This window comes from Sphingobium trunci, assembly GCF_022664535.1.
Taxonomy (GTDB): Bacteria; Pseudomonadota; Alphaproteobacteria; order Sphingomonadales; family Sphingomonadaceae; genus Sphingobium.
Map to the genome: position 1 here is coordinate 154,292 of NZ_JAKUJY010000006.1, position 23,184 is coordinate 177,475.

General features: G+C 64.4%; 26 protein-coding genes. 14 read left to right on the forward strand and 12 right to left on the reverse strand.

Features of this window, described 5'->3' with window-relative positions; genetic code table 11:
• The first annotated feature begins 17 nt into the window (after positions 1-17).
• Entirely contained in the window at positions 18-1,142 is a 1,125-nt protein-coding gene (gene folP / locus MJ601_RS07830; RefSeq protein WP_242125058.1) for a dihydropteroate synthase, read from the forward strand.
• 21 nt (positions 1,143-1,163) lie between these two features.
• On the opposite strand, the gene MJ601_RS07835 is transcribed toward folP, so the two are convergent.
• Positions 1,164-1,787, reverse strand: a complete 624-nt coding sequence (locus MJ601_RS07835; RefSeq protein ID WP_242125061.1) for a hypothetical protein — start codon at positions 1,785-1,787, stop codon at positions 1,164-1,166.
• 72 nt (positions 1,788-1,859) lie between these two features.
• Complete coding sequence (locus tag MJ601_RS07840) at positions 1,860-3,308, reverse strand: sigma-54-dependent transcriptional regulator (RefSeq protein WP_242125063.1); 1,449 nt, start codon at positions 3,306-3,308, stop codon at positions 1,860-1,862.
• A gap of 149 nt (positions 3,309-3,457) precedes the next feature.
• On the opposite strand from MJ601_RS07840, the gene MJ601_RS07845 reads away from it, so the two are divergent.
• From MJ601_RS07845 to MJ601_RS07865, 5 genes are read left to right on the forward strand one after another with little or no spacing between them, the layout of a single operon-like run.
• On the forward strand, positions 3,458-3,583 hold the full coding sequence (locus MJ601_RS07845; RefSeq protein ID WP_242125065.1) for an aa3-type cytochrome c oxidase subunit IV: 126 nt from the start codon (positions 3,458-3,460) through the stop codon (positions 3,581-3,583).
• A gap of 24 nt (positions 3,584-3,607) precedes the next feature.
• Entirely contained in the window at positions 3,608-4,726 is a 1,119-nt protein-coding gene (locus MJ601_RS07850) for an NAD(P) transhydrogenase subunit alpha (protein WP_242125067.1), read from the forward strand.
• Positions 4,727-4,773: 47 nt separating this feature from the next.
• Positions 4,774-5,034, forward strand: a complete 261-nt coding sequence (locus tag MJ601_RS07855) for a proton-translocating transhydrogenase family protein (RefSeq protein ID WP_242125069.1) — start codon at positions 4,774-4,776, stop codon at positions 5,032-5,034.
• A complete protein-coding gene (locus MJ601_RS07860; protein WP_242125071.1) occupies positions 5,031-5,843 on the forward strand; it encodes an NAD(P)(+) transhydrogenase (Re/Si-specific) subunit beta in 813 nt (270 codons plus the stop codon). The genes MJ601_RS07855 and MJ601_RS07860 overlap by 4 nt, the downstream gene beginning before the upstream one ends.
• 35 nt (positions 5,844-5,878) lie before the next feature.
• The gene (locus tag MJ601_RS07865; protein ID WP_242125073.1) at positions 5,879-6,571 is read left to right on the forward strand and encodes an aspartate/glutamate racemase family protein; all 693 of its coding nucleotides are present in this window, start codon (positions 5,879-5,881) and stop codon (positions 6,569-6,571) included.
• A 61-nt stretch (positions 6,572-6,632) separates the two neighbouring features.
• On the opposite strand, the gene MJ601_RS07870 is transcribed toward MJ601_RS07865, so the two are convergent.
• From MJ601_RS07870 to MJ601_RS07880, 3 genes are all read right to left on the reverse strand, one after another.
• Positions 6,633-7,997, reverse strand: coding sequence for an amidohydrolase (locus tag MJ601_RS07870; RefSeq protein WP_242125075.1), 1,365 nt, complete (start codon positions 7,995-7,997; stop codon positions 6,633-6,635).
• A 119-nt stretch (positions 7,998-8,116) separates the two neighbouring features.
• Positions 8,117-8,908 (reverse strand): 3-hydroxybutyrate dehydrogenase, encoded by a 792-nt coding sequence (locus MJ601_RS07875; protein WP_242125077.1) that lies wholly within the window; start codon positions 8,906-8,908, stop codon positions 8,117-8,119.
• The gene (locus MJ601_RS07880) at positions 8,905-10,083 is read right to left on the reverse strand and encodes a DUF3734 domain-containing protein (protein ID WP_242125180.1); all 1,179 of its coding nucleotides are present in this window, start codon (positions 10,081-10,083) and stop codon (positions 8,905-8,907) included. Before MJ601_RS07880 ends, MJ601_RS07875 begins: the two co-directional genes overlap by 4 nt.
• 157 nt (positions 10,084-10,240) lie before the next feature.
• Here MJ601_RS07880 and ypfJ point away from each other — a divergent pair, with 157 nt between their 5' ends.
• Positions 10,241-11,113: a KPN_02809 family neutral zinc metallopeptidase gene (ypfJ, locus tag MJ601_RS07885; protein WP_242125079.1), complete on the forward strand. Its 873-nt coding sequence runs from the start codon at positions 10,241-10,243 to the stop codon at positions 11,111-11,113.
• 55 nt (positions 11,114-11,168) lie between these two features.
• On the opposite strand, the gene MJ601_RS07890 is transcribed toward ypfJ, so the two are convergent.
• On the reverse strand, positions 11,169-11,492 hold the full coding sequence (locus MJ601_RS07890; RefSeq protein WP_242125081.1) for a hypothetical protein: 324 nt from the start codon (positions 11,490-11,492) through the stop codon (positions 11,169-11,171).
• Between the two features lie 62 nt (positions 11,493-11,554).
• A complete protein-coding gene (locus tag MJ601_RS07895; protein ID WP_242125083.1) occupies positions 11,555-11,746 on the reverse strand; it encodes a hypothetical protein in 192 nt (63 codons plus the stop codon).
• A gap of 115 nt (positions 11,747-11,861) precedes the next feature.
• Here MJ601_RS07895 and MJ601_RS07900 point away from each other — a divergent pair, with 115 nt between their 5' ends.
• From MJ601_RS07900 to MJ601_RS07930, 7 genes are all read left to right on the forward strand, one after another.
• The gene (locus MJ601_RS07900) at positions 11,862-14,516 is read left to right on the forward strand and encodes a bifunctional [glutamine synthetase] adenylyltransferase/[glutamine synthetase]-adenylyl-L-tyrosine phosphorylase (RefSeq protein ID WP_245405715.1); all 2,655 of its coding nucleotides are present in this window, start codon (positions 11,862-11,864) and stop codon (positions 14,514-14,516) included.
• A 3-nt stretch (positions 14,517-14,519) separates the two neighbouring features.
• The gene (gene bcp / locus MJ601_RS07905) at positions 14,520-14,981 is read left to right on the forward strand and encodes a thioredoxin-dependent thiol peroxidase (RefSeq protein WP_242125087.1); all 462 of its coding nucleotides are present in this window, start codon (positions 14,520-14,522) and stop codon (positions 14,979-14,981) included.
• A complete protein-coding gene (locus tag MJ601_RS07910) occupies positions 14,978-15,787 on the forward strand; it encodes a ferritin-like domain-containing protein (RefSeq protein WP_242125089.1) in 810 nt (269 codons plus the stop codon). The genes bcp and MJ601_RS07910 overlap by 4 nt, the downstream gene beginning before the upstream one ends.
• Positions 15,788-15,896: 109 nt before the next feature.
• On the forward strand, positions 15,897-16,622 hold the full coding sequence (locus tag MJ601_RS07915; protein WP_242125091.1) for a M23 family metallopeptidase: 726 nt from the start codon (positions 15,897-15,899) through the stop codon (positions 16,620-16,622).
• An 81-nt stretch (positions 16,623-16,703) separates the two neighbouring features.
• Positions 16,704-17,030 carry an iron-sulfur cluster insertion protein ErpA gene (gene erpA / locus MJ601_RS07920; protein WP_242125093.1) on the forward strand — a complete coding sequence of 109 codons (327 nt, stop codon included), beginning with the start codon at positions 16,704-16,706 and terminating at the stop codon, positions 17,028-17,030.
• Positions 17,031-17,153: 123 nt separating this feature from the next.
• Complete coding sequence (gene xth, locus MJ601_RS07925) at positions 17,154-17,927, forward strand: exodeoxyribonuclease III (protein ID WP_242125095.1); 774 nt, start codon at positions 17,154-17,156, stop codon at positions 17,925-17,927.
• A gap of 67 nt (positions 17,928-17,994) precedes the next feature.
• Positions 17,995-18,522 carry a DUF2239 family protein gene (locus tag MJ601_RS07930; protein WP_242125098.1) on the forward strand — a complete coding sequence of 176 codons (528 nt, stop codon included), beginning with the start codon at positions 17,995-17,997 and terminating at the stop codon, positions 18,520-18,522.
• A gap of 23 nt (positions 18,523-18,545) precedes the next feature.
• Here the strand turns inward: MJ601_RS07930 and MJ601_RS07935 are convergent, their stop codons facing one another.
• The 5 genes from MJ601_RS07935 to MJ601_RS07955 form a co-directional block, all read right to left on the reverse strand.
• Positions 18,546-18,977, reverse strand: coding sequence for a DUF2147 domain-containing protein (locus MJ601_RS07935; protein ID WP_242125100.1), 432 nt, complete (start codon positions 18,975-18,977; stop codon positions 18,546-18,548).
• A gap of 165 nt (positions 18,978-19,142) precedes the next feature.
• Complete coding sequence (locus MJ601_RS07940) at positions 19,143-20,135, reverse strand: type II secretion system F family protein (protein WP_242125102.1); 993 nt, start codon at positions 20,133-20,135, stop codon at positions 19,143-19,145.
• Between the two features lie 16 nt (positions 20,136-20,151).
• Positions 20,152-21,150: a type II secretion system F family protein gene (locus MJ601_RS07945; protein WP_242125104.1), complete on the reverse strand. Its 999-nt coding sequence runs from the start codon at positions 21,148-21,150 to the stop codon at positions 20,152-20,154.
• Between the two features lie 66 nt (positions 21,151-21,216).
• The gene (locus MJ601_RS07950; RefSeq protein ID WP_242125106.1) at positions 21,217-22,497 is read right to left on the reverse strand and encodes a pilus assembly protein CpaE; all 1,281 of its coding nucleotides are present in this window, start codon (positions 22,495-22,497) and stop codon (positions 21,217-21,219) included.
• A gap of 1 nt (position 22,498) precedes the next feature.
• Positions 22,499-23,167: a CpaD family pilus assembly protein gene (locus MJ601_RS07955; protein ID WP_242125108.1), complete on the reverse strand. Its 669-nt coding sequence runs from the start codon at positions 23,165-23,167 to the stop codon at positions 22,499-22,501.
• Between the last annotated feature and the right edge of the window lie 17 nt (positions 23,168-23,184).

Sequence of the window (23,184 nt, forward strand, 5' to 3'; positions counted from 1 at the left end):
CGTCCTGGAGGGGCATCATGATCCTCCCCAACCTGCCTGCCGATGCGCGTCTCTACCTGCGCCCCACATGGTTCGTGCCTTCGCCCATCGGACTGCCGGATGGATCGGTGGCGCGGATGGGCAACGGGTTGCTCTGGTTTCAGGGCTATGAACTGACCGCGCGCAAAGACGGGCAGCGGTTGGCGCGGGCGACGATTCCGGTGGCCGAATTTCCCGATAGCGTGGCCCGACTGCCCGATGCACTGGCCGAGCGGGCGCAGCGGCTGGCAGCGCATATCTCGGCACAGCGCCAGCCTCTGCTATTAGGCGATCGGACCATCCGCTTCGACGCGCCGCAGGTGATGGCCATCCTCAACATCACGCCCGACAGTTTCTCCGACGGCGGCAGGCATATGGACGATCCGCAGGCGGCGGCGGATGCCGGTTTTGCCATGGCCGCGGCCGGTGCCGCGCTGATCGACGTAGGGGGAGAATCGACCCGGCCCAAAGCGCCGCGCCTGTGGGAAGGGGACGAGATCGCCCGCGTCGTGCCGGTGATCGAGCAGCTCGCGGCGGCGGGCGTTCCCATGTCCATCGACACGCGCAAGGCGGCGGTGATGGAGGCGGCACTGGCCGCGGGTGCGCGCGTAGTCAATGATGTGAGCGCATTATTGCACGATCCGCGCGCCATGGAAGTGGTGGTCGCGGCCGGATGTCCGGTGATCCTGATGCATGCCCCCTCGGCTGGCGACGATCCGCATGAGAATCCGGGGGGCTATGGCGATGTCGTGGCCGATGTGTTCGACATGTTGGAGGCGCGGGTGGAGGCCTGCCTCGCTGCGGGGATGGCTCGTGACAGGATCATGGTCGATCCGGGGCTGGGATTCGGCAAGTCGCTGGCGGACAATCTGGCGCTGGTGAACGGATTGGCCACCTTTCAGGGGTTGGGCGTGCCCTTGCTGTTCGCGGGCAGCCGCAAGCGGTTGATCGGCGCGCTGTCCAACGAAGCGCCCGCGCCGGAGCGGTTGGGCGGATCGGTGGCGCTGGCGTTCCGAGCCGCCGAACTGGGCGCGCAAATGGTGCGCGTGCACGATGTCAGGGAAAGCGTGCAGGCGCTTCATCTGTGGCGTGGTCTGGCCGATGCCGGGTTGAGCGCCGTTTGAGGCCGGGGGCCGGGAGCGGGATCAGCGCGCGGTGTTGTCAGCGGCGGCTGGAACCGCACTGCCTTCGGCCGTTTGAGCCTTGGGCGCGAAGATCTTCAGGCTGTCCAGCGTCTTCTCCGCCATGGCCTGATATTGTTCGCTCAACATTTCAGGATAGACGAAGGTCGCGGAGACGAGCGATCCGTCCGGCTGCTTCATCAGCCGCAGCGCGACATTATTGCCTTCGCCGTCATTGGCCGTGCCACGATATTCATGATCGCCGACAAAGTCGCCGCTGACGCCTTCGGAGCCTTCATTCACCGTTTGGACCAGTTGTTGCAGCGTCTGGTCGCCGTCATTCTTCTGCCAGAAGACGCGCACGTCCGCCCCTGCGCCGGGATCCTGATAGACGGCGCCGTCGGCATTGCTGGACGCATTGTCCTTCTGCCAGCCTTCGGGGAAGGTGAAGGAATAGCCCCGCTCGACATTCACATAATTGCGCGAAGCCGGGGTGTCGGCCTTGGCTGCTGCCATGGCCTTTGCCGCGGCGGCATTGGCGGCGGCGGCCAGTTCGTCCTGGCTCGGCAGATCCTCCACCGGCTCGGCTCGCCCGCAGGCGACCAGCAGCAGGAGGGGCATGGTGACGGCAAGGGAAACGCTTTTCATACGCGTTCCAAAGCATAGCCGCCCCGATATTTCAACGGCGCAGCCGCAAACCGAAGGATTAAGCGGCCCCGATCATGCCGCGCTGTCGATGCCCAGTTCGGCGAGCTTGCGGTAAAGCGTGGATCTACCGATGCCCAGGCGCCGGGCTACTTCCGTCATGCGGCCGCGATAATGGCCGATGGCGAGGCGGATGACGTCGGCTTCGATTTCGGCCAGTTGGCGGACATGGCCGTCGCCTTCGAACAGGGTAATGCCCGCTGCTTCCCGATGCGCTTGCGGCACCGCGCGCAGCCGCGCATGGGGCGTGTCGCCAAGGGCGCGATTGCGGATGACGGCGGCGATCTGCGGGAAATCCTGCGCGGTCAGTGCGTCGCCCTCGCACAATACGGCGGCGCGGAACAGGGCGTTCTGAAGCTGGCGGACATTGCCCGGCCAGTCATGCTGCATCAGCAGTGCCAGCGCGTCGTCGGTGAGTCCCAGCCCCCGCAGCCCCGGCTGGGTTGCGATCCGCGCGAGCAGATGGCGGCAGAGCGCGGGAACGTCGCCCAGCCGGTCGCGCAAGGGCGGAATGGTGAGCTGGACGACGTTGAGGCGATAATAGAGATCCTCGCGGAAACGGCCTGCCTCGATCTCGTCGATCAGCTTCTTGTTGGTGGCGGCGATGACGCGGACGTCGACATGCACGGGGCGGCGGGCGCCGATCGGCTGAACCTCGCCATCCTGGAGCACGCGCAGCAGCTTGACCTGCGCGTCCAACGGCATTTCGCTGACTTCGTCGAGGAAGATGGTGCCCATGTCGGCGGCGACGAACTTGCCGACCTGCCGATCGAAGGCGCCGGTAAAGGCGCCGCGTTCATGGCCGAACAGGTCAGATTCGACCAGATTTGCGGGAATGGCGCCGCAATTGACCGTGATCATCGGCTGTTTATGCCGGGGGGAAGCGGCGTGGATGGCGCGGGCCAGCACATCCTTGCCGACGCCGCTTTCGCCCTCGATCAGCACAGGAACGCGGGCGCGCGCCGCCTTTGCGGCGATCGCCAGCGCGGCGCGGAATTGCGGCGCGGCGCCCACCACATCCTCGAAGGAGAGAGATGCGGGAATCTTCTCGGTCAGCGGGCGCAGTTCGCCCTTGCCATGTTCGCCGTTCAGCGTGGCGTTGAGGGCCGAGAGCAGCCGTTCGGGCGCGATCGGCTTGGACAGATAGTCGGTGGCGCCCGCGCGCATGGCCTCGACGGCGACGGCGACATTGTTATGGGCGGTGAGGATCAGGATCGGCAGCGCGGGGCGGCGCGCCCGCAATTCGCGGATCAGCCCGGTCGGCTCGTAGCTCGGGCTCCACTGGTCGAGAATCACGGCGTCCAGCCGCATGCCGTCCTGGGTGCCCAGCATCGCAATGGCGGTGTCGCCGTCATTGGCGAAGATCGTGCGCCAGCCCGCACGGGCGGCAAGCGCCGACACCAGCCTGCGTTGGGCAGGCTCGTCGTCGATCAACATCAGCATGGGAACGCCGTCGCGCGCCATCTTAACCCTCTTTCTGAACCACGATGCGAAGGTAGCGGGAGGGGGTAAAGACGGGCTTAACCGGAAAGATTTTCTTGTTCCGTGAAGCCTTGAGGGGGGACGGCCTTGACGATAAGAGGGGCGGTCAAAACAGGTGAGAGGGACCGAGCATGGCGTCGGAAGGGAATATCAAGAGCGCGACTGAGACTTATGAGGGGTTCGTTTCCCTCATGAAATGGGGCACGGTTGCCTGCGCGCTCGTCGGCGCTCTGGTGGTGGTGCTGATCGCCCATTAAGGTGGCGGCAGCAGGGGGATGTCCATGAAAATCGCAATAGTGAAGGAGCTCGCCGAAGGTGAGCGCCGCGTTTCCGGCACGCCGGAAACCGTCAAGAAGTTCAAGGCGCTGGGCGCCGATGTCGCGGTGGAAGCGGGCGCTGGCCTGGCCGCCGCCATAGCCGATGCCGATTATGCCGCCATGGGCGCGACCGTCGCCGACCGTGCCGCGACGGTGGCGGGCGCGGACATCGTCCTGGGCGTGCAGGGGCCGGACGTAGCCAGCATTTCGGGTGCCAGGCCGGGGGCATGGATCGTCGCCGGCCTCAATCCCTTTGTCGAGCGGGCTCGGGTGGATGCCTATGCTGCGGCCGGCTATGAAGCGCTGGCGATGGAGTTCATGCCGCGCATCACCCGTGCGCAGTCGATGGATATCCTCTCCTCCCAGTCGAATCTCGCCGGTTACAAGGCGGTACTGGATGCCGCGGCGGAATATGGCCGTTCGCTGCCGATGATGATGACAGCGGCGGGTACGGTGTCCCCGGCCAAGGCCTTCATCATGGGGGTGGGCGTCGCTGGGCTTCAGGCCATCGCCACGGCCAAGCGCCTCGGCGCGCAGGTCTCCGCGACCGATGTGCGCTCCGCCACCAAGGAGCAGATTGAGAGCCTGGGCGCCAAGGCGATCTTCGTCGAAAGCGTCGCGGGGATCGAGGGTGAAGGCAAAGGTGGTTACGCCACCGAAATGTCGGAGGAATATCAGAAGGCACAGGCCGAACTGGTGTCCGGCCATATCGCCAAGCAGGATATCGTCATCACCACCGCGCTGATACCCGGCAGGGCTGCCCCGCGCCTGATTTCGGACGCGCAGATCGCCTCGATGCGGCCGGGCAGCGTGATCGTCGACCTCGCCGTCGAGCAGGGCGGCAATGTCGAGGGTGCGGTGCTGGGCGAGGTGGTCGAGCGTCATGGCGTGAAGATCGTCGGGCACAAGAATGTGCCGTCCCGTCTGGCCGCCGATGCTTCGGCGCTGTTCGCGCGCAATCTCTACAATTTTCTCTCGGCTTTCTGGAACAAGGACCAGAATGCGCCCGTGCTGGATGAGGAAATCGGCAACGCGATCCGCATCACCCAGGGCGGCAAGGTCGTGAACGAGCGCCTGCTCTGATCGTCGGGGCTTGACCGGCCGGGACAGAATGCAATGAGGGGGAACAGATGACCCTGTTCCTCCTCATTTCCTTTCTGGCTGCCTGCGCCTTCGGCTTGGTCATCGGCTGGCGGGCGCGGCCGAATGAGGGATGGGCGCTCGTCGCGGTGGCCCAGATTCTGTGTTCGGCCGTCATGATCGGCGGTTTGATCGTCGCGGCGGAGGCGGGGAGTATGTCCGCCCGGATGCTGGGGCTGGCGGCGGTGCTGCTGGGCAGTGCATCGCTCTGCGGCGGGCTGGCCGCGGCGCGGCGGCTGGATCGGCCGTGATCGAAGGACTCGATCCGACGATAGCGATCACATGGGCGTTGGCGGCGCTCCTGTTCGGTCTTTCGCTATGGGTCGGGTTGAGCGGCCGGGTACGGCAGAGTGCGCATATCGCCTTTGCAGGCATGGCGGTGTTGGGGGCGGTGACGCTCTACAGCCATGATGTCATGGCCATGCCGCAGATTTGCGCTGCGCTGCTGGCCGGGAGCGCGGCCGGCTTGCTGCTCGGACGGAGTATAGCCAAGACAACCTTGCCAGCCTTGCTGGCGGGCTTTCTGGCGCAGACGGGATTGGCCGCCATGCTGCTTGACCTCGGCCTATGGCGTAATCCCCATGCTTTCGGACTGCTGGATGATCGGACGGACGGGATGTTGCCGGATGCGGCAATCGCGATGGGGCTGGGCGCGGGCTTTGGCGCGATGGCTTTTGCCGGAGCGATGACGATCCTCTGGCGCAGGATGCGGCGGATCGAACAGCCATTATTCGCCAGCGTGTCTCTGGCGCTGGCCGGTGCGTTCTGTTGGGCCTTTCGGGCTGATGGGCAATGGGCATGGTTGGGTGGCTGCATCGGAGTCGGTCTGGCGGCGGGCCATGGCTCGGCGAAATGGGTCTTGGCAGCGGGGATGGGACCAGCGCTGGCATGGGTCGGCGGCATGGCCGGATGGGCCGTCGCGGCAAACGCTTTCCTGCTCGAAAACATGGGCCTGGCTGTCGCTGGAGGCCTTGCCGGCGCGGCGGGCAGCCTGTTCGCCCTTCGCCTTTGCGTTGGCGTGGGCAGGAAGGGGCTTGCCGATGCGGGACGCCATCCCTAACGATTTGCAGAAGGCATATTGGGGTAAGCGGGTAGATGAAGAAACTTGGTCTGATTGGCGGCCTTAGCTGGACGTCGACGGCGCGCTATTATCAGATCATCAACCAGGCGGTGTATCGCGCGCGCGGCGGCCAGCACAGCGCGCCGTTGCTGATCGAGAGCCTGGACTTTGCCGATATCGGCCGCTCGGCGACCGAGGAGGAATGGACCCACGCAGCCGAAGTGCTGACCGCGTCGGCGCGGCGGCTGGAGCAGGGCGGCGCAGCGGCGTTGTTGATCTGCGCCAATTCCATGCACAGGGTCTATGACGAGGTGCAGGCCGGGATCGACATTCCGATCATCAACATTGCCGAGGCGGTCGGGCGCAAGATGCAGGCCGACGGGATCGAAAAGGCCGCGCTGATCGGCACGCGCAATGTGATGACGGAGAAATTCTATCGCCAGCGGCTGGTGGCGCACGGCATTTCGCTGTTGCCGCCCGACATGGAACTGGCCGAGCGGATCGATCGCATCGTTTATGATGAACTGACCATCGGCAAGGTCAGCCGCGAGTCCGAGCGCTATATGAAGTCGGAACTTACCGACATCGCCAAGGAAAATGTCCAGGCGGCGATCCTTGCCTGCACGGAGCTTGAAATGATCGTCGATGTGAAGGCCAATGTGTTGCCGATCTACGACGGCACCAGCATCCACGCCCGCGCGGGGGTGGATGTGATCCTGGGGGAATAGGGCGGCCGGTTTCGGCGGGTTGGGGCCTTTGCTCGCCGCTCCCGTCTCCGTCCTCCCGTCTTCAATCCCGTTTCAGGATATGGAGCGCCAGCACGGTCATGGCTTCGCTGGCCGTGGCGATGACCTTGTCCGCCTGCGGCGCCCAGAAGGGGCTGTGCAGCGAAGGCAGGGTGATTTCGCCTGCTGCCGCCTTTGCCATCTGATCCGCGGGCACGCCGCCGACCCAGAAGATGAAGCTGTTGATGCTCTTGTCGGCCCGGTAATAGCGGCCGAAATCCTCGCCCGCCATGGAGGGCTTGGTCTCCATGACGGTGCCGGCCGGGAAATGCCCCTTCAGCACATCGCCCATCTGGTTCGCGAACAGCGGCGGATTGTAGGTGGACGGCGTGAATTCGTCCTTCACCGATATGACCGGCATCTTGTCGTCGGGCACCCCCGCCGCAATGGCCTCCCCCCGCGCGATACGCTCTATGCCCCGGATCAGCTTTTCGCGGGTTTCGTCCGAATAGCTGCGCACGGTCAGAAGCATCTTCGCTTCATCGGGAATGACATTATGCTTGGTGCCGCCGGTGAAGCTGCCGACCGTGACCACGGCGGGATCGAACGGATCCTGTTCCCGGCTGACCAGCGTCTGCAATGAGGTCACGATCCGGGCACCGAGCACGATCGGGTCGCGAGTGGTCTGGGGATAGGCGCCATGCCCGCCCGATCCGCGCACCAGCAGATCGACACTGTCGACGTTGGCGAGCGCGAAGCCCGGGGTGTAGCCGATCTTCCCTGCCTCCAGGCTTGCCGCGTCGTGAAAGGCGATGGCGTGGGTCGGGCGCGGGAAGCGGGTGTAGAGCCCGTCCTCCAGCATCAGCCGGGCACCACGGCCGACCTCTTCGGCTGGCTGGAGGATCATGACCAGCGTGCCCTTCCACTGCTCCTTCATGGATGACAGCAGGCGCGCCGTTTCGATGAAGGCGGTCATGTGCGTGTCATGGCCGCAGGCGTGCATCACGCCGGTTTCAACGCCGTCGGCGGTCTTGGCCTTGACCTTGGAGGCATAATCGAGACCGGTCTGTTCCGTGACGGGAAGGGCGTCCATGTCGGCGCGGATCAGCAGCACCGGGCCGGACCCATTCTTCATCACCGCGACAACGCCGGTTCCACCCACCTTTTCGGTAACGGTGAACTTCATCGCCCTGAGGCGCCGGGCGAGCTTCGCTGCGGTGGCGGTTTCCTGTTCGGACAGTTCGGGATTGGCATGAAGATCGCGATAAAGCGACATGAGGTCATCCATGTCCTTCGCGATCGTCGTTGCGATGATATTGGGCGGCGGCGCGGTGGGGGCCGTTGGAACCGCCGTCGTACCCGGCAACTGCGCATGGGCAATGGACGAAAGGCTGGCGGCGGCCATGATGGCCGTCAACGCATGACGCATAGATTAAGTCTCCCTGAACTGGCGGCGACCATAGGAAGATTTTCTCTGAGTTTTAAGAGGCCTTCTTGCGAAGTCGGCGGGGTGAGCTGCGAATAACAGCCGCACTCACCCTTCCGCTCTTATTGCGCGGTCCAGCCGCCGTCGATGCTCATATTCGCGCCGGTGATGTTCGCGGCGGCATCGCCGCACAGATAGAGCGCCATGGCTGCGACCTGTTCCACCGTCACGAACTGCTTGGTCGGCTGCCCGGCAAGCAGCACATCGTTCATCACCTGCTCCCGGGTCATGCCGCGGGCCTTCATCGTGTCGGGAATCTGGTTTTCCACCAGCGGCGTCCAGACATAGCCGGGCGAAATGCAATTGGCCGTCACGCCGAAGGTGGCCAGTTCCAGCGCCAGCGTCTTGGTGAAGCCTGCAAGGCCGTGCTTTGCCGTCACATAGGCGCTCTTGAAGGGGGAGGCGGTGAGAGAGTGGGCGCTCGCCGTCTGGATGATCCTGCCCCATTTCTTAGACTTCATATAGGGGATGGCGAGGCGGGAGGTGTGAAAGGCGCTGGTCAGATTGAGCGCAATGATGAGGTTCCATTTATCGACCGGGAAATCCTCCACCGGTGCGACATGCTGCATGCCCGCATTGTTGATGAGGATATCGACGCCGCCAAAGGCACTGGCCGCCTCCTGCATCATCGCCTCGATCTGGTCGGGCTTGGTGAGGTCATGGCCGCTATAGAGTGCCTTGGCTCCGCCCAAGGCCTCCAGTCCCAGCCTTTCCTTCTCGATCGCATCCGCATCGCCGAAGCCGTTGATCACGACATTGACGCCTCCCCCGGCCAATGCCTTGGCATAGGCAAGTCCGATGCCGGAGGTCGATCCGGTGATGAGGGCGGTCTTGCCTTTGAGTGACTGGCTCATGCCTGCTTCTCCTTGAGATGGTCGGGGGCGTCGAGGTCGAAGGTGGAGCTTTTGCCGTTGACGATGTTGCGGGCGATGAGGTCACCCTTGTGCATCACTTCCTCCACTGCATCGCGGCCCTGCGACCAGTGATCGAGCATGGTGGAACGGGAAAATTCGAAGTCGCGCGCGCCGCTTTCCCAGGCGCGGCTGCGATAGATCAGATGGACGATATTGACCGAGCCGGTATCGAGGAACTGGCGCAGCCGCAGCGCATCGGAATCGTCCTGCAGCTCGGGCGGTAGCTTGTCGAGCAGGGCACGGATCGCCTTATGCTCCTTGCGCAGCCTCAGATACTGGTCGGTCACCTGCCTCGTACGGCTGGAATATTGGATGTCCTTCGTTCGGGAATAGACATCTGTCATCTGCCGGGGCTTTGGCCCCTCGGCGGGGAAAAGGTCGACCTGGAACACCAGCATGTCCTCGGTCTGATGGTCGAGCACATGGGCGAGCGGCGTGTTGGACACGATGCCGCCGTCCCAATACCAGCGCCCGTCAATCTCGATCGGCGGCAGGCCGGGAGGCAGGGCGCCGGATGCCATGATGTGGCGCGCATCGATGCGGGTGTTGCCGCCCGGACCGCGCGTGTCCCAATAGGCGAAATTGCCGGTTTCGACATCGACCGCCCCCACCGAGAGGCGGACCGGCCCGTCGTTCAGCAGATCCCAGTCGACGCAGGCGTCGAGCGTGTCCTTGAGCGGCGCGCTGTCGTAGAAGCTGATCGCGCCCGGCGTGCCCTCCGGCATCAGTGTCGCGGGCCAGAGGCGCGGGCGGAACATGCCCGGCACGCCGAAGGTGGCGACCGTGCCCGCCGCCATCAGATGGGCGGCTTCGCGGATATGGTCGATTTCCGGCAGCACGATATTGGGCATGCCCCCCGACACGGTCAGCCAGAATTTCTTGAGGCGGGCGAGGCGCTTGTGCGGCGGGTTGCCGGCGATGATCGCCGCGTTGACCGCGCCGATGGAAATGCCCGCGACCCAGCTGATATCAATCCCCAGCTCGTCCAGCCGCTGATAGACTCCCGCCTGGAAGGACCCCAGCGCGCCCCCACCCTGCAGGAGCAGCGCCACTTCGCGGGGCAGGGGGAGGGGGGTGTTGGCGCGGCGGCGCGGTTGGGGTTCGGTATCGGCCATGTCGCAGTGCAATATAGGCATCTGACGGACCATGCCAACTGAATGTCTTGTTACATTAAGTTCATTCGGCGCCGACCGGCTGAAACCCGCCCCGTCCCGCAGCCGTTTTCACCGCCGGACGAATAGACTAGGCAGCACATGGAAAGAGAGGGACGTCATGCGGCTGGACGACGAGCAGGAAAGCACGAATTTCGAGGTCCAGGACGGCCGAGGCGGCGGATTTGGCGGTGGGCTGGGTGGGGGCCTCGGCCTGTTGCTCCCCTTTATCGGCAGCCGTTTCGGCTGTGGCGGTATCGTCGTGGTGCTGATCATCCTGGCCTTCATGGGCGTCAATCCCCTCAGCCTGGTGGGCGGCGGTGGCGGCCCGGTGCAGCAGGATGTGTCGGTGAGTCGCGATGCTTCGAAACTCAGCGACATCCAGCACTGGTCGCTCAAGGTGCTGGGATCGACCGAGCGGGTCTGGGGTCAGGCCTTCGCCCAGGCGGGCCGCCAATATCAGCCCACGGTCCTGTCCTTCTATTCGCAGAACGGATCATCGGGTTGCGGTGCGGCCCAGAGCGCCATGGGGCCTTTCTACTGTCCCAATGATCAGAAGGTCTATCTGGACACGGATTTTTTCAATGAGTTGCGCCAGCGCTTCGGTGCGCCGGGCGATTTCGCGCAGGCCTATGTGATCGCGCATGAGGTCGGCCATCATGTCCAGGATCTGGAGGGCACTCTGGGCCAGGTGAACAGGCAGCAGCGCGCAGTGGGCGAGGCGGAGGGCAATGCGCTACAGGTCCGGGTGGAATTGCAGGCGGATTGCTATGCAGGCGTCTGGGCCAAGCGCACCGGCCTGATGGAGCCGGGCGACCTGGAGGAGGGCATGAAGGCGGCGCAGGCGATCGGCGATGACACGTTGCAAAAGGCGGCGGGGCGGCGGCCAGTGCCCGAAAGCTTCACCCATGGCACCAGCGAACAGCGGATGGATTGGCTGCGGCGGGGCCTGGACAGTGGCGATCCGGCGCAGTGCGATACATTCAAGAGCTGAGAGAGAGGCTGCCCCGAAAAGCGCTCTTCCGCGCATTCCAGACCGGCTCTGAAAGCTATTTGGCGACGGCGTTCAGGGCCGGCGGCACGTCCGCTGGTACAGGGGGATGAGGAGCGGCCACCTCCGGCAGGCCCGCGCCGGGCGACAGGAAGGGCTTGCCCGCGTCCGGCATCGGCTGGCCGAAGGACGTGGCATCAGCCGGTGCCGTGCTGACCGGGACCGGCGGCGCGGGCAACACTGTTGCCACAACCGGCGCGGCCATGGGGGGCGCGCTGGCGGCTATGGGCGGGTGACTCGCCTGAGGCACGAAACTTTGCACCGTCAGCACGATGATCGGTGCAGCGATCAAGGTTACGACAGCAAAGGCCTTGTAGATCATGGTGACGCGTCCCGGAAAATATCCGCCACCATAGCTCAGGCAGGTAAATAAAATGCTGCGCCTTAATGACGGTCCAGCTTCGCCAGCAGATCGAGCATGTCGTCGGGCACCGATTCCCGGCCGGCGCGGAAGGTTGAACGCAGCGCATTGCCCACGCCCTCATGGGGCTGCGGCATGCCGATCGTCAGCACGCGACGGATGGCTCCATCCTGTACCTTGGCCGATCGGCTGAGGGGTTTACGCTGCATTTCCATGTCCCAATAACCCTCAAAATGCGTAAAAGTTTCTGGTGTTCGTCGCAAACGCACGCGATATCGGCGCCATTATGGGAGAGATTGGGTGACGGATGGTTTGGCGGCTGCGGCACGGATGCGGGCGCATTCGCCTTTTCTCGCAAGGCAGATGGATCGCTTTCCGGATGTGGCAGGGCTGCTGGAAAAGGGCGATTTCGACGCAGCGCTGATCGCCGCGCAGGATGTGGCGTCTCCCGATGACGGCATAGCACGGTCGCTGCGGCGGCGGCGGGGAGCCTTGGCACTGGTGACGGCCTCGGCGGATCTGGCCGGGGCGTGGGGATTGGACCGGGTTACGCGCACCCTGTCCGATTTTGCCGATCAGGCGCTGGAGGAGGCTTTGGCCGCCGCCATGGCGGAGCGCTATCCCGATGCCGCGAACCGGGGCTTTGTCGTGCTGGGGCTTGGCAAACATGGTAGCCGCGAGCTGAATTATTCCTCCGATATCGATCCGATCCTGCTCTACGATCCCCGGACCATGCCGCATGGCGAGCGCGAGGATCCGGCCGACGCCGCCGTGCGGATCGGGCGGCGGGTCAGCGAATTGCTCAATGCCCGCGATGGTGACGGTTATGTGTTCCGCGTCGACCTGCGCCTGCGGCCCTCTCCGGAGGCCACACCCATCGCCCTGCCCGTCGAGGCGGCGATCGGCTATTATGAATCGACGGCGCTGGGTTGGGAGCAGGCTGCCTTCATCCGGGCGCGGCCAGCGGCGGGCGATATCGCGTTGGGGGACTATTTCATGCAGGCGATCCGGCCATTCGTCTGGCGGCGGAGCCTGGATTTCGGGGCTATCGACGCGATCACCGACATCAGCCGCCGGATTCGCGACCATTATGCGCAGGGGCAGGCTTTCGGGCCGGGCTATGACCTGAAGCGTGGGCGTGGCGGCATTCGCGAGGTCGAATTTTTCGCGCAGGTCCACCAGCTGATCCATGGCGGGCGCGATCCGTCATTGCGGCCGGGCAACACGCGGGAGGCGCTGCGGGCGCTGGAGGCTGCGGCCGTCTTCGAGCCGGAGGTCGCGGCGAAACTGGACGAAGCCTATGTCCTCTTCCGCACCATCGAGCATCGCCTGCAGATGATCGAGGACCGCCAGACCCACGAACTGCCCAGGACGGCTGAGTCGATGGACAATGTGGCGCGGCTGCATGGGCTGGAGGATGGCGCGGCGCTGCTCGACCTGCTGCGTCCGCACGTCCGGTGGGTAGGCTGCAATTATGACCGGCTCAGTCCGCCCACGGCCGAAGAGTCGCTCTCGCATGACGAGGACGGGCTGAAGGCGCAACTCGCCGATCTCGGCTTTGCCGAGCCGGAGGCGCCCGTCGCGCGGATCACGCGCTGGCGGTCGGGCACCATCCGGGCCTTGCGCAGCGGGCCGTCCCGCGAGGCGCTGGAGCAATTGCTCCCCGGCCTGATGCGCACGCTGGCCGCGGCGCCCGATCCCTTGCGGGCGCTCAACCGGCTCGACGATCTGATCGGGCGGCTGCCGAGCGCCATCAACTTCTTCAAGCTGCTGGCGGCACGGCCGGGCCTGGTCGAACTGCTGGCCGAACTGCTCAGTCATGCGCCGACGCTGGCCGATGCGCTGGGGCGCCGGGCGGAATTGCTCGACGGACTGATCGATACCTCCGCCTTCGATCCGCCGCCTGCGGTGGAGGTTCTGGCCGCACAATTCGCGCGTCTGGAGGAAGGGGAGGATTATCAGGCCTTGCTCGACCGGGTGCGGCAGCGTGTCAATGACCGCCGTTTCGCGCTGGGCGCGCAGATCATTCGCGGCGGCGATCCGCTGGAGGCCGGGCGAGGCTATGCGCGCGTGGCGGAGGCGGCCATCGAGGCGTTGAGCGCGGCCACTGTCGCTGAGTTCGAACGCGCCCATGGCAAGGTGCCGGGTGGCGAGATGGTGATATTGGCGCTCGGCAGGCTGGGCGGCGGCGTGCTGACCCATGCCTCCGATCTTGACCTGGTCTATCTCTTCACCGGCAGTTTCGAGACCGAGTCCGATGGGCTGAAGCCGCTGGGCGCGACGCAATATTTCAACCGCCTGGGCCAGCGGATCACCAATGCGCTGTCGGTCCAGACGGCGGCGGGTCCGCTCTATGAAGTCGATACCCGGCTGCGGCCATCCGGCGCGCAGGGCTTGCTGGCAGTCAGTCTCGACAGCTTCGCGCGCTATCAGCGGGAGGAGGCCTGGACCTGGGAACATCTGGCGCTCACCCGTGCGCGGCCGGTTTTCGGGTCGGATGCGGCGCGGGCGGCGCTCGGCGCGATCCTCACCGAAACGCTGGAGCGGCCGCGCGATTTCGATGTTCTGGCGCGCCATGCCGTGAAGATGCGCGGCGATATTGCAAAGCATAAGGCGCCCGCAGGCGATCTGGACGTGAAGCTGGTGCCGGGCGGTCTGGTCGATCTGGAATTCCTGATCCACGTCACGCAGTTCCGCCACAAGGTGGCGTTCGACCCCGATTTGCGTGAAGCATTGGGGCAACTGGTCGCGGCAGGACATCTGCCGGGCGGGTTGATCGCGGCGCATGATCTCATCACCCGTTTCCTGATCGTCTCCCGGCTGGTCTCGCCCAAGTCGACCGAACCGCCGGAGGCCACCCGGCCTCTGGTCGCGCGGGCCTGCGGCGTCGAAAGCTGGGACGCACTGCTTGAAAGCTACGCGCAGGCTCGGCAAAGGGTAGGCGATGCATGGGCGGCGCTCGCCGCGCCCTATCAGGAGGAATGACGAATGCTGGATATCGGCGATACCGTCCCGGATGTGGGGCTGAAGGATGCGGATGGCGCGGATTTCACGCTTGCGCGCTATCGGGGCAAGCCGCTGGTCGTCTATTTCTACCCCAAGGCGGACACGCCCGGCTGCACCAATGAGGCGAAGGATTTTACCGCGCTGGAGGGCGAATTTGCCGCGCTGGGCGTGCCCGTCGTCGGCATTTCCAGGGACAAGCCCGCCAAGCTCAAAAGATTCGCCGACAAATATGGCCTGACCGTCACGCTCGCCTCCGACGAACCGGGCGATATATGCGAGGCTTTCGGTACCTGGGTCGAAAAATCGCTCTACGGCCGCAAATATATGGGGATCGAGCGGGCGACTTTTCTGGTCGGTGCTGACGGCAGCATCGCTCGCGTCTGGCCGAAGGTGAAGGTCAAGGGCCATGCGGCGGAGGTGCTGGAGGCAGCGAAGGCGCTTTGATCCTGCCACCATCCGTGGATTGCGCGGGCGCGGGGTGCGCTCAGGTGCTGCTGACGCCCGATCCGGTGGCCAAGCTGATGACGGCGCGAGCGGTCGCGCGCGGCTGGCGGCTGGGAAAGCTGGCGCATCGTTTCGACGCGGCGATGCCGGATCGTCCTGCGAGGCCGGACAAGCCGGAATTGCTGCCGCCCAACCGGATGCCCAAGCGAGGCAAGATCGGTTCCGACCGGGCGCGGATCGCCATGCTGCACGCGCTCGCGCATATCGAATTTGTCGCGATCGACCTGGCGTTCGACCTGATCGGCCGCTTCGGCGCGCAGTTCCCGCCGGAATTTACCGGCGAATGGATGCAAGTCGGCGCTGAGGAGGCCATGCATTTCGCGCTGCTGGACCGGCGGCTTCGGCAGCTGGGCAGCTTCTACGGTGCCTTGCCCGCCCATGACGGCTTGTGGCAGGCGGCGAGCGAAACGGCGCATGATGCGTTGGCGCGGCTCGCCATTGTGCCAATGGTGCTCGAAGCGCGTGCGCTGGACATCACGCCAGCCACGGCTGCGCGTTTCGAAGGGGCGGGGGACGCCCCCTCCGCGAGGATGTTGAACCGTATCATGGAGGATGAGATTCACCATGTTTCGGCGGGGACGAGCTGGTTCCGCCATGCGGCGAACCGACTGGGCGTCGACCCGGCCAATCATTACCAAATCCTTGTGAAACGGCACTTTCGCGGGTCGCTGAAACCGCCGTTCAACGACTCGGCGCGCCGGCAAGCCGGTTTAACGCGGGAATTTTACAGTCCGCTTGCACAATGAGCCGGGACATGGCCTGTTGTGGACAGCGGGTGGCAGCCTCGGCTGCAAAATGGTTAACGCGGGGAATGCCGAGAGGCTAAAGCCTCCGGTAAAGTAGTCGGGGTCGGCAATGTTGGTTCTTACTTCTGAAAATGCGCGCGCTGCGCGATGGTTCCGTTCTGCGCTTAAATTGGGTGCTACTGTCGGTATTTTCGGGGCGCTGTGCGCTGCGGTGCCTGCGCAGGCCAAGTCCGACGATGACGATCCCTATGGCGATGCGTCGGAAATCAACACCAGTGCGCTCGGCCCGGCGGATGTTGGCTTTTCCAACCTTTTCTCCAGCCTTCAGCGCCTCGACGGCCAGGCCAAGTCGGCCAACTACATCCCCTCCGGACGTCCCGTCGAGAAACTCTCCCTGACCTCCAATTTCGGCGTCCGCTCCGACCCCTTCAACGGCGGCGCCCGGATGCACAAGGGCATCGATATCCCCGGCCCCGTCGGCACCAAGATTTACGCGACTGCCAACGGTATCGTCAGTCGCGCTGGCTGGGCCAGCGGTTATGGCAATCTGGTCCAGATCTCGCATGGCGGCGGCATGGAAACCCGCTACGGCCATATGTCGAAGCTGCTGGTTGCCGCCAACAGCTATGTCCATCGCGGGCAGCTGATCGGCCTGATGGGCTCGACCGGCCGTTCGACCGGCAGCCATCTCCATTATGAAGTGCGCGTCGATGGTCAGGCCATCAACCCCATTCCCTTCGTTGCCGGGCCCGATTATCTGGTGGCGATGAACACCAAGCCGCCGATTGCGATGGGCGGCCCGACCAAGGCTCAGGAACGGGCGGCCGACGAATAAGCGGAACCTTCCCGTCCCTTTCCAAAGGTCCGGCGCTCTCCATGGGTTGCCGGGCCTTTTGCTTGATCCTATCTAGATGCCATGACCGAAATCGATTTGACGCCCTCTGCCGCTGCCCGTGTCGCCGCGATCGCGGCCAAACAGGGCAAGCCCGCGATTCTGCGCCTGGCGGTGGAGGGCGGTGGCTGTTCGGGTTTCCAATATCGGTTCGGCTTGGCCGATGCGGTGGAAGCGGACGATGTAGCCGTCGAACGCGACGGCGTGACGCTGGTCGTGGATGATGTCAGCATCGATCTGGTGCGTGGTTCGGCCGTGGACTTCGTGTCTGATCTGGGCGGAAAGGCGTTCAAGGTGACCAACCCCAATGCGACCGCCGGTTGCGGTTGTGGTACCAGCTTCTCGGTTTGATGCCGCGCTGGCTCTGGTCCAAAGGCCGTTCAGTTCTTTTCCGTTGCCGCACCGTTTTCACGAAAAACCGGTTCCCACTTTTTCGCACGATGCTCTAGGGATGCGCCCAAGGAGATTTCGTCCATGCGCATCGCCACTTTCAACATCAACGGGATCAAGGCGCGCCTGCCGCGCCTGCTGGAGTGGCTGGATGAGACGCGGCCGGACATCGCCTGCCTGCAGGAAATCAAGACCTCCGACGATACTTTCCCGCTGAAGGATATCGAAAGCGTCGGCTATGGCGCGATCTGGCACGGGCAAAAGGGCTTCAACGGCGTCGCCATTCTCGCGCGCGGCGAGACGCCGACGGAGATTCGTCGCGGTTTGGAAGGCGAGCCGGAGGATGAGCATAGCCGCTATCTGGAGGCTGATGTGAAGGGCCTGCGCGTCGCGAGCATCTACCTGCCCAACGGCAATCCGCAGCCGGGACCGAAATTCGACTATAAGCTGCGCTGGATGAAACGTCTGCGCACCCGCGCTTCGGAAATCTGGGCGGAGGAAGTGCCCGCCATCCTGGCGGGGGACTATAACGTTATCCCGCGGGACAAGGATGTCTATTCGGTGAAGGCCATGGCCAACGATGCGCTGATGCAGCCGGAAAGCCGTGCCGCCTATCGCCGCCTGCTGGGCGATGGCTGGACCGACGCCATTGCCAGCCGCCATCCGGCGGGCGGGATATGGACCTATTGGGATTATCAGATGAACGCCTGGCCGCGTGATGCGGGGTTCCGGATCGACCATCTGCTGCTCAGTCCGGCCGCAGCCGACCGGCTGATCGATGCGCAGGTGGACCGGGATTTTCGGGGACGGGAGAAGGCGAGCGACCACGCGCCGACTTGGGTGGAACTGGCGGAATAATTTTATCCGGGCAATATTGACTGAATAACATCCGGATAATAATAGCCGTGCCGAAGGAGATTTCGGCATGACGCGCACATTCACGGCCTTTGCGGGCGACCTCTGGATCGCGACCGGCGATGAGGACGAGATACGCGCTGCCTTGCACGCCATCGGGGCCGAGGCGCAGAATCTCCTCCTTTTCGACGACAATACGGGCAGGCAGGTCGATATCGACCTGCGCGGCTCTTCAACCGAACCTCGGCGCGGGCGGGGGCGGCCAAAACTGGGCGTCCAGGCACGGGAAGTGACGCTTTTGCCCCGCCACTGGGATTGGCTGGCGATGCAGCCGGGCGGAGCTTCGGTGACATTGCGGCGGCTGGTCGAGGACGCGCGCAAGGCGGCTAAGGACAGGCCTTCACCGCGAGTTGCGATGGATGCGGCCTATCACTTCCTGACCGTGATGGCCGGCGACCGGCCTGGCTATGAGGATGCGATCAGGGCGCTCTATGCCCGGGACAGGGAGGCCTTTGAGGGGGCGTCGCGAGACTGGCCAAGTTCGATTCGAGATCACGGCTCGGCGCTGGCGCAGCCGGCATGGGGTCAGGCCGTCTGAGGCGGCCTGACCCGGCCATCATCTCATCGCATCGGCGTCCAGGTCTGGGTCTTGCAGAAGAACATAATGCAGCCCTGCACCTTCAATGTGCCGTCTACATTGCGGCTGACCTTGCTGTTGTAGCTCTTGCCGCTTTCCGGATCGTAGATGGTCCCCTTCCAGAGATCGCCCGCATCCTCGAATCCGGATAGCAGGGCAAGGCCGGCCAGAGGCTTGCTGCGAAGCGCTGGATCGGGATTCTTGATATCAGTTTGCGGGCGGCCCGGGGTGGGCTTGACGATCCTTTCGATGCGGCCGCACAGCGCCTTGCCGCAGGTGGTGATCTGGACGATGGCCTTGCCGCCGACCGTGGCCCAGCGGCCGGTAATGGGTTGCGCCGCCTCGGCCGGCAGGGCGGTCGCCAGCAGCAGCCCCGTCAGCGTGGCGCGGGTGGCGAAAGGGGTAAAGCGGTGCATGAACCTCTCCAACATATGTCTTTGAGGTGGGATAGAGCAGGTTCGAACGCGCCGCCAAGGGCCAAAATCGCAGGCTCTGCGGTGTCTATGAAGGAACGCTACGGCAGCCTCCCTTCATCGTCTCACCTTTTTTGAGCAGACCGTGCCCTTTCCCTGCGCAAGCCTCTAAAAAGCCTTGCTGATCGAGCAGGCGGCCGGCCCCAGAATGACGACGAACAGAGTCGGCAGGATGAAGAGAATCAGCGGCACGGTCATGATCGCGGGCAGGCGCGCGGCCTTTTCCTCGGCGCGCATCATGCGTTCGTGGCGGAACTCGGCGGACAGCACGCGCAGTGCGGAGGCGAGCGGCGTGCCGTATTTTTCGGTCTGGATCATAGTCGTCACCACGCCCTTGACCGCATCCAGCTTGACGCGGCTGGCGAGATTTTCGAATGCCATGCGCCGTTCGGTCAGGAAGCTGAGCTCAATCGAGGTCAGGTGAAATTCGTCGCCCAGTTCCGGATAGGCCTTGCCCAGTTCGCGGGCGACGCGGCTGAAGGCGGCATCGACAGTCAAGCCCGCCTCGGCGCAGATCACCAGCAGGTCGAGCGCGTCCGGCAGCCCCTTGCGGATCGCGGCGGAGCGCTTCTGGATCTTGTTGTCGATGAAGAGATCGGGGGCCTTGTAGGACAGCAGCAGCGCACCGGCAAAAGCCATGAAGCGCTTGGCCCCGCCCCATTCCGGGAAAATTCCCACGGCATAGAGCAGCAGCGCCGCCATGCCGCCGATCACGATCGGCAGGATCATGCGGCCGAAAATAATCGCGACGGCCCAGTCCTTTGAGCGGATGCCGGCCTGCGCCAGGCGGATCTGGGCGTCCTTGAGCTGATCGTCCTGCAACACCTTCAGGCTCGACAGGAAGGAGCGCATCCGGTCGGTCGTCTGGTTCTTCTGCACCAGCTTGGCCCGGCGGCGGCTGGTGGACGCGGTGATGCCCGCCTTCAACTGTTCGCGCCGCTCGTTCAGCGCCTTGACGCGCTTCGCCATCGGATCCCGCACCGTCGTCACCGCATAGAGCGCGAACAGCGTCGCCAACGTCGCCAGCGCGGCCAGCAGCGTGCCGAAATCGGTGGCGGTCAGACCGAACAGGGTGCCGGCTGCGACGGGAGTGGGTTCCATCTCGATCGGTTCCTTGTCAGATCTCGAAATTGATCATCTGGGCCATGATGAAGGCGCCGATCGCCATCCAGCACATGCCGCCGATACCGATGATCTGCATCAACGAAAGCCCGAAAACGCCGGCCGGATCGGGCGTGAAGAAGGGCGACATATAGTCATAGTTGATGTAGCAGATCAGGCCGAAGACCAGGAAGGGCAGCACGCCGATGATATAAGCCGACGCTTTCGATTCTGACGACATGGCGCGGATCTTGAGCTTCATCTGCGATCGCTGCCGCAGCACTGTCGCCAAGTTGGACAGGGTTTCGGCGAGGTTGCCGCCCGTTTCGCGCTGGATCGCCAGGCTGATGACGAAGAACTGGAATTCCGGAGTGCCCAGGCGGTCGGCGGTTTCCTGAAGCGCCTGGTCCATGGTCTTGCCGATCTTGATCCGCTCGGTGATCATCTTGAATTCCTCGCCCACCGGGCCGGGAACCTCACTCGAGACGACGTTCAGCGTTTCCGCGATCGGCAGGCCCGAACGCAGGCCGCGCGTCAGCAGTTCCAGCGCGTCGGGGAATTTGGCGTTGAATTTCAGGATGCGTCCCTTGATCAGACGGCTGACCCACATGTGCGGCAGGCCCAGGCCCGCGGCAAGAGCCAGCATCAGCGCGAACAGCGGCGGAAAGCCTCGCAGCATCAGCAGCGCGCAGAGGATCAGGAAGATGACCGCGCAGGACGTCATATATTGGCTGACGGTCCATTTCTTGCCCGTCATGCGGATCCGCTTGGCCAGATTTTCCGGGTTGGGAACCAGCGAGACCAGCATGGAGGGTTCGGCATTGGCCGGCCGGTTGGAAATCGCCTTGCGCATGCGGGCTTGCATTATCGCATCGGTGGAATCGCTATGCCGCCCCCGGATCAGTTCCATACGGCGTTTCTGTGCCCTGTCGGGCGAAGGACCGGCAAAGGCCATGACGACCAGACCCAGCATGGCTGCCAGCAGCACCGCCATCAGGATGATATTGCCGTTCATCTGTCCGTCCGTTCCAATCCGGTTCCGTCAGGGGAGCGGTGCCTGTTCGCGGCACCGCTGTGAGGTTCAAGCTGTCTTCCTGTCCTTGCGCGACGGGATCATGCCCTTGAGATCGGCGATCTTGCCGAACAGGGAGTCGCCCTTTTTCGCGGAAGTCGCGCCGGCCTCGTCCTCGCCATCCTCCGCCGCGCCGAGCACGGCCTCCATCAGGGCGGTGCAGGAGGCGCCTACCTTGCTGCCCTTGGCGGTCTCAGCCAGCGTCTTGCCGAGCTTTGCCGCCTGGGATGCAAGCTTGAGGTCGAAGGGGACGAGAATGTCGACCTTGCGTTCGATCGACTGTTCGAAATCCTTGCGGTTGATTTCCGGCGCGCCGGGATGGACGCGGTTGGCCACCACCAGCACGCGCGACTGCGGGGCGTTGGTCTTCAGCCAGGAGAGGATGCGGATCGAATCGCGCGCTGCCGCCAGCGTGAGTTCAGTGACCACCACCGTGACATTGACGTCGCTCATCAGATGCGGATGCTGGATGAGCATGCCGCGCGGCAAGTCGACGACGCTGCACTCGAAGGCGGCGCGGAATTCCTCCAGCAACTGGTAGAAGGCGCCGCCATCGGTCAGCATCGGCTGGCTGATCGGCGCTTCGGCCGACAGGATGGCAAGCGTATCGCTGGCCCGGACCATGGCGCGTTCGATGAACAGACCATCGATGCGGCTGGGATTTTCGATCGCGTCGGTCAGGCCACGGCCCGGCTCGAGATCCATCGCCAGCGCATTGGTCCCGAAATGGACGTCGAGGTCGAGGAGCGCCGTGGGGCGTTTCTTTTTCTCGCTCAGCAGCCAGGCAAGCGAGGTCGCGAGGCTGGAAGCACCCACGCCGCCGCGCGTGCCGATGACGGCTGCCGTCATGTGCGGGCGCTCCGGCCCCGTATCGCGCGGGGCAAAGAACACGGCTTGTGCCTGCGCCAGCGCGTCGCGCAACTGGTCGGCGCCAAAGGGCTTCAACAGATAGTCCTGAATACCGCTCGCCAGCAGATCGCGATAGAGGCGCACGTCATTGACCTGGCCCGCGGCGATCACGACCGTGCCGGGTTCGCAGACCTCGGCAAGGCTGTTGATGTCCCCCAGCGGATCGCCGCTTTCCGACATGTCGATAAACAGGATTTGCGGTGAAGCGGTGATCGACAGGCTCTGCACTGCGTTGCGCATGCCGCCCTTGTTCACCTTTTCCGGCGCCCAGCCCATCTCGGCCGCGACCACACGCAGCAGGTCGAAACTGTGATCGTCGCAGACGAAGGCGTGGAAGGGATCACGCTGGCCGGAAGCGCCGGGTTTCCAGGGAGCATTCATATCATTTCCCTCCCGACAGGGTCTTGAGATCGCCGGAGCCGGTAGGCACCTTCTCGCGATAGGTGGAGATGGCGCGGTTCGACGTCGCCGTGCGCAGGTCGCTGTCCGTGGTCTGGCCGCGGACCAGATCCTCCGGATTGGCGATCATCGCGGCAAGGTTGCTGTTCACGCCGCAACCGAAATTCGCCGACGCGCCGAGTTGCTGGTCGGTTTCCGTCTTGTCGGACCAGTCGGGACAGCCGGGCACGCTGGCGCTGGCGCGGCGCACGATCAGTCTGACGCTGCCCTGTGGCGCGGTGCCGGCGGCCGCCGAGCTGTCCTCACCCACCAGCATGCCGTGGCGGGCGACGATATTGGCGATGCCTTCGCGCAGGGACGGGCTTACAGCGGCGGCGTCGGTCGCCATCGCGACCTGATCGCCATAGCCAAGACCGATTGAGACGAACCAGTCGTCCAGGCGGCGCGCTTCGGTTGCGGTCAGGCCACCGTCGGGACCGCCCTGCACATCATAGGTGAAGGCGGTATGGCTGACGACGGGCTGGTGGACCGACTGGACGCCGCGATTGGCGCCCTGGTCGGTCTGGCAGGCGGCCAGCGGCAGCGCCAAGAGGGCCAGCGTAGCAAGGCTGATGCCGAAGCGAACCGGAATTTTTCGAGACTGGAAGGTCATGGTCATCGTCCTTCGGA

Bases quoted from the DNA above. Each gene is read 5' to 3' on its own strand.
- folP (WP_242125058.1), top strand. From the start codon at position 18: ATGATCCTCCCCAACCTGCCTGCCGATGCGCGTCTCTACCTGCGCCCC.
- MJ601_RS07835 (WP_242125061.1), bottom strand. From the start codon at position 1,787: ATGAAAAGCGTTTCCCTTGCCGTCACCATGCCCCTCCTGCTGCTGGTC.
- MJ601_RS07840 (WP_242125063.1), bottom strand. From the start codon at position 3,308: ATGGCGCGCGACGGCGTTCCCATGCTGATGTTGATCGACGACGAGCCT.
- MJ601_RS07845 (WP_242125065.1), top strand. From the start codon at position 3,458: ATGGCGTCGGAAGGGAATATCAAGAGCGCGACTGAGACTTATGAGGGG.
- MJ601_RS07850 (WP_242125067.1), top strand. From the start codon at position 3,608: ATGAAAATCGCAATAGTGAAGGAGCTCGCCGAAGGTGAGCGCCGCGTT.
- MJ601_RS07855 (WP_242125069.1), top strand. From the start codon at position 4,774: ATGACCCTGTTCCTCCTCATTTCCTTTCTGGCTGCCTGCGCCTTCGGC.
- MJ601_RS07865 (WP_242125073.1), top strand. From the start codon at position 5,879: ATGAAGAAACTTGGTCTGATTGGCGGCCTTAGCTGGACGTCGACGGCG.
- MJ601_RS07870 (WP_242125075.1), bottom strand. From the start codon at position 7,997: ATGCGTCATGCGTTGACGGCCATCATGGCCGCCGCCAGCCTTTCGTCC.
- MJ601_RS07875 (WP_242125077.1), bottom strand. From the start codon at position 8,908: ATGAGCCAGTCACTCAAAGGCAAGACCGCCCTCATCACCGGATCGACC.
- MJ601_RS07880 (WP_242125180.1), bottom strand. From the start codon at position 10,083: ATGGCCGATACCGAACCCCAACCGCGCCGCCGCGCCAACACCCCCCTC.
- ypfJ (WP_242125079.1), top strand. From the start codon at position 10,241: ATGCGGCTGGACGACGAGCAGGAAAGCACGAATTTCGAGGTCCAGGAC.
- MJ601_RS07890 (WP_242125081.1), bottom strand. From the start codon at position 11,492: ATGATCTACAAGGCCTTTGCTGTCGTAACCTTGATCGCTGCACCGATC.
- MJ601_RS07895 (WP_242125083.1), bottom strand. From the start codon at position 11,746: ATGGAAATGCAGCGTAAACCCCTCAGCCGATCGGCCAAGGTACAGGAT.
- MJ601_RS07900 (WP_245405715.1), top strand. From the start codon at position 11,862: ATGCGGGCGCATTCGCCTTTTCTCGCAAGGCAGATGGATCGCTTTCCG.
- bcp (WP_242125087.1), top strand. From the start codon at position 14,520: ATGCTGGATATCGGCGATACCGTCCCGGATGTGGGGCTGAAGGATGCG.
- MJ601_RS07915 (WP_242125091.1), top strand. From the start codon at position 15,897: ATGTTGGTTCTTACTTCTGAAAATGCGCGCGCTGCGCGATGGTTCCGT.
- erpA (WP_242125093.1), top strand. From the start codon at position 16,704: ATGACCGAAATCGATTTGACGCCCTCTGCCGCTGCCCGTGTCGCCGCG.
- xth (WP_242125095.1), top strand. From the start codon at position 17,154: ATGCGCATCGCCACTTTCAACATCAACGGGATCAAGGCGCGCCTGCCG.
- MJ601_RS07930 (WP_242125098.1), top strand. From the start codon at position 17,995: ATGACGCGCACATTCACGGCCTTTGCGGGCGACCTCTGGATCGCGACC.
- MJ601_RS07935 (WP_242125100.1), bottom strand. From the start codon at position 18,977: ATGCACCGCTTTACCCCTTTCGCCACCCGCGCCACGCTGACGGGGCTG.
- MJ601_RS07940 (WP_242125102.1), bottom strand. From the start codon at position 20,135: ATGGAACCCACTCCCGTCGCAGCCGGCACCCTGTTCGGTCTGACCGCC.
- MJ601_RS07945 (WP_242125104.1), bottom strand. From the start codon at position 21,150: ATGAACGGCAATATCATCCTGATGGCGGTGCTGCTGGCAGCCATGCTG.
- MJ601_RS07950 (WP_242125106.1), bottom strand. From the start codon at position 22,497: ATGAATGCTCCCTGGAAACCCGGCGCTTCCGGCCAGCGTGATCCCTTC.
- MJ601_RS07955 (WP_242125108.1), bottom strand. From the start codon at position 23,167: ATGACCTTCCAGTCTCGAAAAATTCCGGTTCGCTTCGGCATCAGCCTT.